Raw genomic sequence first — 10,086 nt, forward strand, 5'->3', positions numbered from 1 at the left:
AACAGTCTCTCTATATAGTAAATTGTAAATAGTAAAATAGTAAATAAAATAACCCTATGGCAACAACAGAATTTATCGCCGCTATTGAACTTGGTTCATCGAAGATAACCGGTGTGGCCGGAAAAAAGAACAGTGACGGAAGCATGCAGGTATTAGCGTATGCCCAGGAAGACTCTTCTACGTTCATTCGTAAAGGAGTGATCTTTAACCTGGACAAGACAGCGCAAAGCCTGACTTCAATCATCAACAGACTGGAAGGTGAGTTGAAAAACTCAATTGCCAAGGTATATGTAGGCATCGGCGGACAATCACTCCGCACCGTCCGCAATGTAGTAAGCCGCGACCTGGAGGAAGAAGCTATCATATCCGAAGAGCTTGTAAGCGCTATCGGTGATGAGAACATTGCCATCCCGGTGGTCGATATGGATATATTGGACGTAGCTCCACAAGAATATAAGGTAGGTAATAACCTGCAAGCCAATCCGGTAGGTCTGGTAGGAAGCCACATCGAAGGACGTTTCCTCAATATCGTTGCCCGTGCTTCCGTACGTAAGAACTTGGAGCACTGTTTCCAACAGGCTAAAATTGATATTGCCGACCAACTGATCGCTCCTTTAGTAACCGCAAATGCCGTACTGACAGAAAGCGAACGCCGTTCGGGTTGTGCACTGATCGACTTCGGAGCAGACACAACTACCATCTCTGTATATAAGAATAACATTCTCCGTTTCCTGACTGTATTGCCTTTGGGAGGCAACAGCATCACGCGTGACATCACCACCCTGCAAATGGAGGAGGAAGAAGCCGAACGCCTGAAAAAAGCCTACGGTGACGCCCTCTATGAAGAGGACCCCGAACAGGAAGAAGCAACCTGCAAACTGGATGATGACAACCGTATCATCAAAGTGGCGGATCTTAACAATATCATCGAAGCCCGTGCCGAGGAAATCGTTGCCAACGTATGGAACCAGATACAACTATCGAGCTACGAGGACAAATTGCTGGCAGGAATCATCTTGACAGGAGGGGCCGCCAACCTGAAGAATCTGGACGAAACCTTGCGCAAACGCAGCAAGATAGAAAAGATACGGATGGCGAAACTCCCACGCAATACGGTTCATGCGCCCAACAACATACTGAAGAAAGACGGTTCGCAGAACACTTTGTTCGGGCTCCTGTTTGAAGGTAACCAGAACTGCTGCCTGACGGAAACTGCTCCGCAAGCTGCTCCTGCACCATCAGTCTCCAAACCGGAGCCGGAAGTGCATAAGACAGTGGATATGTTTGAGGACGATCAGGAACTGAAAGAACAGGCCCGCATCGCCCGTCTCAAGAAAGAAGAAGAAGAGCGGGAAGCCAAGCTAGCCGCCAAAGAAGCGGAAAAACTTCGCAAGCAAAAGGAAAAGGAAGAGAAAGAAAGACGGAAAAGAGAAGCAGGTCCGAGTTGGATTCAACGCAAGATCGATTCGTTGACGAAAGAAATCTTTTCCGACGACGATATGAAGTAACCTTCAGCAGCTTGTTAATCAATATTCATAATTCGTAATTCATAATTCAATCAAGATATGGACGAGATAGTACAATTCGATTTCCCGACAGATTCACCGAAGATCATCAAAGTGATTGGTGTAGGTGGTGGTGGTGGTAACGCTGTAAACCACATGTACCGGGAAGGCATCCATGATGTAACGTTCGTTCTTTGTAACACGGACAACCAGGCATTAGCCGAATCACCTGTCCCGGTGAAACTGCAACTGGGCCGTAGCATCACGCAAGGGCTTGGAGCCGGCAACCGTCCCGAACGGGCACGCGACGCCGCCGAAGAAAGTATAGAAGATATCAGAAACCAGCTGAACGACGGCACCAAGATGGTATTCATCACCGCCGGAATGGGAGGAGGAACCGGAACAGGAGCTGCACCGGTCATCGCCCGCATTGCGAAGGAAATGGATATTCTGACTGTCGGCATCGTCACCATCCCCTTTATCTTCGAAGGAGAAAAGAAAATTATCCAGGCACTGGACGGCGTAGAGCGTATCGCCCAGCATGTTGACGCCTTGCTGGTTATCAACAACGAACGCCTGCGCGAAATATACGCCGACCTTACTTTTATGAACGCCTTCGGCAAAGCCGATGATACTCTTTCCATTGCTGCCAAGAGCATTGCCGAGATTATTACCATGCGGGGTACAGTCAATCTTGACTTTGCCGATGTGAAAACCATCCTGAAAGATGGTGGAGTAGCAATCATGAGTACCGGATTCGGCGAAGGAGAAAATCGTGTGACGAAAGCAATCGACGATGCCCTGCATTCTCCGTTGCTCAACAACAATGATATCTTCAATGCCAAGAAAGTAATGTTGAACGTATCTTTCTGCCCGTCGTCGGAACTGATGATGGAGGAAATGAACGAGATACACGAGTTCATGAGCAAATTCCGCGAAGGGGTGGAAGTGATTTGGGGTGTTGCCATCGACAACTCACTAGAAACAAGAGTAAAAATCACCGTATTGGCAACCGGATTCGGTGTGGAAGACGTTCCCGGAATGGACAGCTTGCATGCTGCACGCAGCCAGGAAGAGGAAGAACGCCAACTGCAACTGGAAGAAGAAAAAGAAAAGAACAAGGAACGTATCCGCAAGGCATACGGCGAAAGTGCCAGCAATATCGGAAGCAAGAGCCTCCGCAAACGCCGCCACATCTATCTTTTCAATACGGAAGATCTGGACAACGACGACATCATCGCCATGGTAGAAGATTCTCCCACTTATATGCGTGATAAGACTACTCTTACCAAAATCCGGACGAAAGCCGCTCTGGAAGAGGAAGTAGCCACGGAAGAAGCTACAGATGACAACGGTGTGATTACGTTCTAAACAAAGAACTAAGAACGAAAATTATAAACTCGCAAAATCAGGCTTCAGATCTAATTTTTAATCTTCAATTTTTAATTATAATAGTATGGATTTATTCGATCAAGTCAGCGAAGACATTAAAACCGCAATGAAGGCGAAAGACAAAGTAGCCCTTGAAACTTTGAGAAATATAAAGAAGTTCTTCCTGGAAGCTAAGACTGCCCCGGGAGCTAACGATATATTGACAGATGATGCTGCTCTGAAGATTATCCAGAAACTTGTGAAACAAGGAAAAGATTCTGCTGAAATCTATATCGGACAGGGTCGTCAGGATTTGGCTGACGTAGAATTAGGCCAGGTAGCCGTTATGGAGAAATACCTGCCGAAACAAATGACTGCCGAAGAACTGGAAGCTGCATTGAAGGAAATTATCGCTGAAACAGGTGCTACAAGCGGTAAAGATATGGGTAAAGTAATGGGAGTTGCCTCCAAGAAGCTAGCAGGTCTTGCAGAAGGACGTGCCATTTCTGCAAAAGTGAAAGAGCTTTTGGGATAACCTCTGCGACTTCCACAGAAGATTTTATTTTGATTTTATCTTGCACCCTACACTAACCAGAGTTTATCTATTTGATTAATAGCAGTATAAACCTGTGCAAGATACCGTTGCAGATGCGTGCAAGATGTTTTATCTTACACACATCTGCAACTTTTCTTTAAACATGACGTTCACCTCCTTCACCACTCTGAAACATCGATGAATAAAGGGATTTCGGGTGAAGAGCTGCCTTTCACATAGGTTTCACCCGATTCACTATACCTTTCTGCCGAATTTTGATTAATAGACTGATTCCAATCTATTAAATATAAACTTATTCTCTATTAATGCCAAACTTCCTTTTCACTAATAGAAAAGATTACTTACATTAAAGGTAATCTATAAATGAAGCTTTTGTTTTTATAAACAAAGCTTTCATTTATAAAATCAAAAGCTTCATTTATATAATTACAACTTGCAATTATAGATTACGATTAATGAAAAACAAGTTTAGAATTATAGTAAAGTAATTTAGGTATTAATAGAAAGGAACTTTTCTCACTATAAATAAGAAAGAGTCTATTAATAGCTGGGAAATAATCAAATTAGATCACATGAACTTAATAAAATAAAAGCACATTTGAAATTAATATGATGTATGATATAGACAGTACTAATATTATTTCCCGAACTAAAATAATCTCCCTATAAAAGAGCATAATATAGAAAATAAAGATTACTTTTACAACGAAACTAAACCACGACAGACAAATGAGAAAGAGTATTGCTATAATTATAACATCTATATTAGTGCTATCAGGATGCAACAAACAACAATCCGTATCTGACAGACTGCTAAATGAAGTAGAAAAAGCCATTGCCATAAATCCTGACAGCGCATCCAACCTACTAAAAAGTATATCATCTCCTGAAAAACTAGACGACAAAGCTTTTGCACGCTGGTGTATGTTATCAGGTAAGATTACAGACGAAATTTTTAATAGCATCCTACCAACTTACCAATTAGAAAGAGCTTATGACTGGTATTCCTCACATGGTAGCCCTGACGAGCAAGTGCAAATTTTGATTTATTTAGGTCGTTCCTATTTTGCTGATGGAGATTATGATAAAGCAATGTCTATTTATACTAATGCGCTGGACATTGCAGGAAAAAACAAGCTCAATAACCTCATTGGATATACCTATGACTATATAGGCGATCTATATCGAGAAAAATTCATGTTCACAGAAGCTATCAAAAAATACGAGACTGCTGCCGAATGCTTTAAAAAAGAAAATAACACCGATAGTTATGCCTGCGCATTAAAAAACATAGGACGTGAATATGCATGTATAGACTCATTATCATGTGCTATAGAAATACTGACTATTGCCGATTCTGTAGCAGCTAATACTAAAGATATAGAAGTTACCGCTTCAATAAATAATGCTTTAGGAAATATCTATGTAATGCGAGAAGAATATGATAAAGCCGAAAAGTACTTTCTTAAAGCATTATCGACGGGAAAAGAAAAAATGCCTGATTATGTAGCACTGATTGACTTATATACCACAACTGATTCTATAGATAAAGCTAAAGAACTATTATCTAAAATTCCACAAGATGACCCCCAATATACGTGTAGCATCAATTATTTATATTATCAAATCCATAATGCAGAGAGAGACTATAAAGAAGCGCTTGCCTACCTGGAAGAATATGTTGACATGGTAGATTCTATCGTATACGCTGACAGCCAATCTAAGATATTAAACATAGAATCTAAATATAATCATTTAAAAATCAGTCAAGAAGTAGATAGATTAAAGATTAAACAACAAAGCTACATTATATTTTCAGTTATCTGCATTTCATGCTTATTATTAATAATGATAGTGTATTTACTATATAGAAAACAAGCAAAAGAAAAAATACACAGACAACAAGATGAATTAAACCGGATAAAAACAGATTTAACCTATGTTTCATTAGAATTGGAAGAGAAAAAAAAGTTATTAGACACATTTAAAGAAAAAGATGACAACTATAATAAAATAGAGAAAGAAATAGCTCTTTTAACTAGCAATTATAAGGAACTACAACATAAGTCTCTAGAAAATTCACCAACATTTAAAGAGTTGGTACGGTTAGCCAAACAAAATAAGCCAAGAAATGATAAGCCATTAATAACAGATAAGCAATGGGAACTCATTGCAGATGAAATAACATATATCTATCCAAATTTATCTAAATACTTATATAGTCTATGTCCCAACTTACCAGAACAAGACTTTTTGTATTGTTGTTTATGTATGTGCGGATTTGATACTAACACAGAAGCAAAGTTGCTAAATATTGCAAGTGATTCAGTAAGAAAGAAACGGTTTAGACTTAGAGAAAAACTGAACATTGCATTGCTGAATGACAATACTACATTATATGAGTACTTGATTGAGAATATGCACTAATACCTTCATTTTAGTAGGAAATAAACTACAGTTTAAGAAGTTGTCCACGCAAAATTGCATAAGCCGCTGATTATCAACAGTCTTTTGTCCACGCCGAAAAACATCTTTTGCTTGTGCACCCCTTCATTTCTCTATAACTTTGCAGAAAACAATTAAAAATATGAGAAAGCTAAGTATTGTACTATTATTAATTGGCATTTCATTTATAACGATAGAAGCCAATACTCTATCAGAGCATAGAGCTAAGCGTTTAGTTATCAAAAGATGGCATCAGCACAGAGGAGTACCAGTTCCTATTCCTATAGAAGCTATTCTCTACGAAAATACTATTGAAGTTCGTTTTTTAGAAAACGTAGACAAACAAGTCATCTTCCAAGTAAAAGATCAGCAAGGAAACATCATGTTCCAAGGTGTGATAATCCCCCCTAATGGGCAAGAGACTTATAAAATTAATTTAACAGGCTACAAAACCGGTCATTATGAGCTTCTTTATATAGAAGAAGACATGACTTTAGTTGGAGAGTTTGAAATTGAACACTCAATGCCATAAAAGTAACAAACATACAATCATTACGCAACTTAATAATTAAAAATATGAAAAAACATTTCTATTTTTTATGTGCAATAGCCAGCCTATTCACCATCCATTCGTGTACGAATGATGTTTCAGAAGATTTTATCTCTCAAAAGAAAGTCAAACTAACACAAGATGAAGTCTTTAGCATCTCCTATGATGAAACAAAAGATTTGGAAGAGAAAACTCTTTTCAACATGGTAAGTGCCTTTGCTAATCTGCAAAACGGAACAACGACAAGAAGCAATGCAACTTCCTTTAAGATTGTAAAAGAGAGTTTTATTAATAAAGAGGGAGAATTCAAAAAACAAGAGCAAGCAACAAGAGCCATTAACAATGACGATATCACATCGAAAATTTGCGAAATCGAATTTAGTAATGGCTCTTCTATCGGTCGTGCTATAGTTTCAGCGAATGCAAATTTTCCTGCCATCATTGCCTTCATTCCTAAATGTAGTAGTGAAAAAATGATGGAGCAAACAGGAGCTAGTAAACTATTACATGCTTCAAAAGCAAGCTATCTCTATAATACAATAAAGATGAAAGAAGCTGTAGACTCTTTACGACTTCCAACACTTGAAAAGATTAGTAAAGAACTGGAAATACCTATAAATGAGGTTTCTTATGAGGCAGTCAAAAACTATATAACTATTACTGATGCAGAACCTACAACCAGATCAACTGCTGTACAAATAGGAGATATAGAAATGCAAATCTATCATGACAAATCTATATTTCCTCTAGTAAAAACAAATTGGGGACAAGAGGATCCTTATAATGGATGGTTCTCTAATATAGATAGAGATGGTTTACGAGACTGGGTAAGAACACAAGATGGAGGAAAGAATTTCACATCAGTTCCTGCTGGATGTGTGAATATTGCTATGGCGCAGATGATGACATATACTCACTGTAATAAAAGGCCTCCAGTTGCATTTCTAATCCCTACAGGAAAGTATGAAGTACAAACAGGTATGACTTTCATTCCCAATTGGGATCAAATGACAAAGACCCCTAAATTAGATGACCCAGGCGCAGGAGGCATAATTGATGCCCAGCGCCTAATTCTAGACCTCTATATCGAAAACAAAACCACATCTAAAAAAGACTGGGATAATGCTGTTATCTCGAGTGAAGTTTCAGAACAGAATATGCTAAAGACAATGAACAAATACTTTAAATACCAAGCTAAGGCAGCTTTTAATGGTGACATGGCGTGGGCAGCATTACGAGACAAGCATTTGGTTCTAATGTTAACTTCTGATCACGCCTTCATCATATCCGGTATACTGGTTACAGAAAAAGCCATTTCGACTCGCGAACTAGTGAAAAGAAACGATGTTTATTGGCACGCTAATTTAGGATGGGCAGATGAATGTACTGGATTCTACCAATTGGACAGCAATGCCAACACATATTTTCAGGCAAATGCCGTTCAAGAATGGGCTCATAAGATAGATTACTTAAATAATATTTATGCTAAATAGACACAATATGCTAAATAACAGATACTTAATATATCTATTCATCATTTCCTTTCTTTTTTCATCATGTACAGATAGCAACATTGCCAATAAGTTTGATAATGAAAAAGCTGAAAATGACCAGATAGTTTTAACTCCAGAAGAGTTCGCTAGCATTGCGTATGACAATCCGCAAGAACTGACTATAGAAGAAATCAGCAATATTGTTGCTAATTTCCAAAATAATATAGAAGTTGGAGATAAAATAGCTACACGAAACTCTGAAACAACAAAAATATCTATAAGAAAGAAGTATTATGTTGCCGAGGAAAACAACATCATTAAAAATATAGCCGATACCCGCTCGACAACATCCAAAGGGCCCACAGTTCCAATATTCGAGGTTGAATTATCCAATAATGAGGGAAATAAAAGTCTAGCTGTCATATGTGGAGACGAGAGAGTGCCGGAAGTTCTTTACTATGTGGACAATTATACTTCGCATTCCGAAATTGCCACGGAAGCACGTTATCTATTGGAACTATCTAAAAAAAATGTCTTTTTAGATATCCAGCAAATAGAATGTATGAGATCTACAAAAAGGGATTCCACTTTACATAAAATAGCCCGACAATTAAACATCCCGCAGAAAAATGTTTCCTATTCTGACTTTAAAGACCGAATTATAACAACGGATGAGATATCAACTAGAAATAATAATCCTGGAAATCAGTCTGGAGGCGTAAGCAGACCTCAATCCAATGTAGTAGGTTTTGTCAATCCTTTATCTAAAGTTTCATGGACTCAGAATGATCCATACAACTACGGCAGGCCTATAATGATGATCTACGACGGATATGGAGGTGAGCGTGAAGGGCATCTTGCTGTAGGATGTGCCAATGTAGCAATCGGAATATTGTTCAGCATAGTGAAACCAGACATGTATTTAGCTAATAGTCAAAAGGTTGACTGGGATTATGCAACATCAGTCGAATTCATCAAATTTACCCAAGGATATCCAGAAGCTAGTTCACCTGAAGATCTGGTAAATATGATTACAGGATTATTTGCACAGATTGCCACAGCAACAGATTCACACCCCTCTTATGAAGAAAAGGACTTATTAGATGTCAATACAGGAAAAACATATAAAAAATCAGTGATTACTCAAACAGAAACTCCTACAATCAATACCATAAATTATTTAAAGAGTATGGTTAATTTCTACGGGAACCAAAATAACAAGTTTAATGGCAATCTAGCAAAACAATCTTTATTTGAAAGAAAACCTGTTTTTCTTTGTGGTCCCGGACATATTGTAGACGACAATGGTAAGATTCTAGGTAATGGGGGAGGACACGCATGGCTAATCGATGGGGTTGTTATTACGAAGCGTCAGCACCAAGCCGGATATGACCATTACTGGTCAGTAAATATGGGATGGGGGAAAAGATCTAGAGTTTACTTTAGAACAAGTAATGACCTGCAGGATTGCGATGTTGTATTTCCAGACGACGATAATAATAATATTGCATATTACACGCAGGAAATGACTATGCTATATAATATAACTAGAAAATAACCGGACTATGAGAATCAGTAGATTTTTACTAATTGTATTATTACTGGCATCTTCGTATGGTTGCTCTGAAGAGGAACCATACGAAGTTGAAAAGAAATCAGTTTCTATATGGGAAGGAGACACATGGCATGTCATTATAGAAACAGACTTAACAGAGCACAACTATAGGTTAGAATCAGAAAATCAAGAAATTGCGACTGCTATTCTTGACGAAATGAGCGTATGCATCACTACCTACAAAAGTGGAAGCACCATGATACGACTTATCGATACTGACAATAATAAGATAGCATGTGAAATCTCCGTATATGTCAAATACTTCAACAGTCCGGAAATTGTCAATTGGGGAATTCCGCTAAAAGGTAACCCTGATTATCCGGGAGTAATAATAAAAGCAGTGGATCTAAGAATTCCCCCAGAGATAGAAGTTGAGTTACGAGAAAAAGAGAAACCATTCATTGGTGCTACTTATACATTCAATCAGGAAACCAAAAAGTTTACAATGGAAACTGATTCGGGAATATTCAGAGAAGGAACATACGAATGGAATATTACCTCTTTAACGTAAGTATTCGGCCAACTACAGGTATTAAACCTTTATATACAAC

The 10,086-nt window shown here is 38.5% G+C and carries 8 protein-coding genes; all 8 read left to right on the forward strand.

From position 1 onward, the window contains the following. Positions 1–56 precede the first annotated feature (56 nt). The 8 genes from ftsA (at position 57) to DXA54_RS18930 (ending at position 10,046) form a co-directional block, all read left to right on the forward strand. A complete protein-coding gene (ftsA, locus tag DXA54_RS18895; protein ID WP_004307356.1) occupies positions 57–1,508 on the forward strand; it encodes a cell division protein FtsA in 1,452 nt (483 codons plus the stop codon). Between the two features lie 57 nt (positions 1,509–1,565). Beyond that, the gene (ftsZ, locus tag DXA54_RS18900; protein WP_004307359.1) at positions 1,566–2,876 is read left to right on the forward strand and encodes a cell division protein FtsZ; all 1,311 of its coding nucleotides are present in this window, start codon (positions 1,566–1,568) and stop codon (positions 2,874–2,876) included. An 85-nt stretch (positions 2,877–2,961) separates the two neighbouring features. Next, on the forward strand, positions 2,962–3,411 hold the full coding sequence (locus DXA54_RS18905) for a GatB/YqeY domain-containing protein (protein ID WP_004298215.1): 450 nt from the start codon (positions 2,962–2,964) through the stop codon (positions 3,409–3,411). A 750-nt stretch (positions 3,412–4,161) separates the two neighbouring features. Continuing rightward, positions 4,162–5,859, forward strand: coding sequence for a tetratricopeptide repeat protein (locus tag DXA54_RS18910; protein ID WP_004298216.1), 1,698 nt, complete (start codon positions 4,162–4,164; stop codon positions 5,857–5,859). Positions 5,860–6,019: 160 nt separating this feature from the next. Next, positions 6,020–6,409 carry a DUF3244 domain-containing protein gene (locus DXA54_RS18915; RefSeq protein ID WP_004298217.1) on the forward strand — a complete coding sequence of 130 codons (390 nt, stop codon included), beginning with the start codon at positions 6,020–6,022 and terminating at the stop codon, positions 6,407–6,409. Positions 6,410–6,453: 44 nt separating this feature from the next. Further along, a complete protein-coding gene (locus DXA54_RS18920) occupies positions 6,454–7,920 on the forward strand; it encodes a C10 family peptidase (RefSeq protein WP_120080371.1) in 1,467 nt (488 codons plus the stop codon). A 7-nt stretch (positions 7,921–7,927) separates the two neighbouring features. Next, a complete protein-coding gene (locus tag DXA54_RS18925) occupies positions 7,928–9,478 on the forward strand; it encodes a C10 family peptidase (RefSeq protein ID WP_243647666.1) in 1,551 nt (516 codons plus the stop codon). Positions 9,479–9,485: 7 nt separating this feature from the next. Further along, positions 9,486–10,046, forward strand: coding sequence for a hypothetical protein (locus tag DXA54_RS18930; protein WP_243647667.1), 561 nt, complete (start codon positions 9,486–9,488; stop codon positions 10,044–10,046). Positions 10,047–10,086: the final 40 nt, after the last annotated feature.

This window comes from Bacteroides sp. OF03-11BH, assembly GCF_003604005.1.
In the GTDB taxonomy this organism is placed as follows: domain Bacteria; phylum Bacteroidota; class Bacteroidia; order Bacteroidales; family Bacteroidaceae; genus Bacteroides; species Bacteroides ovatus.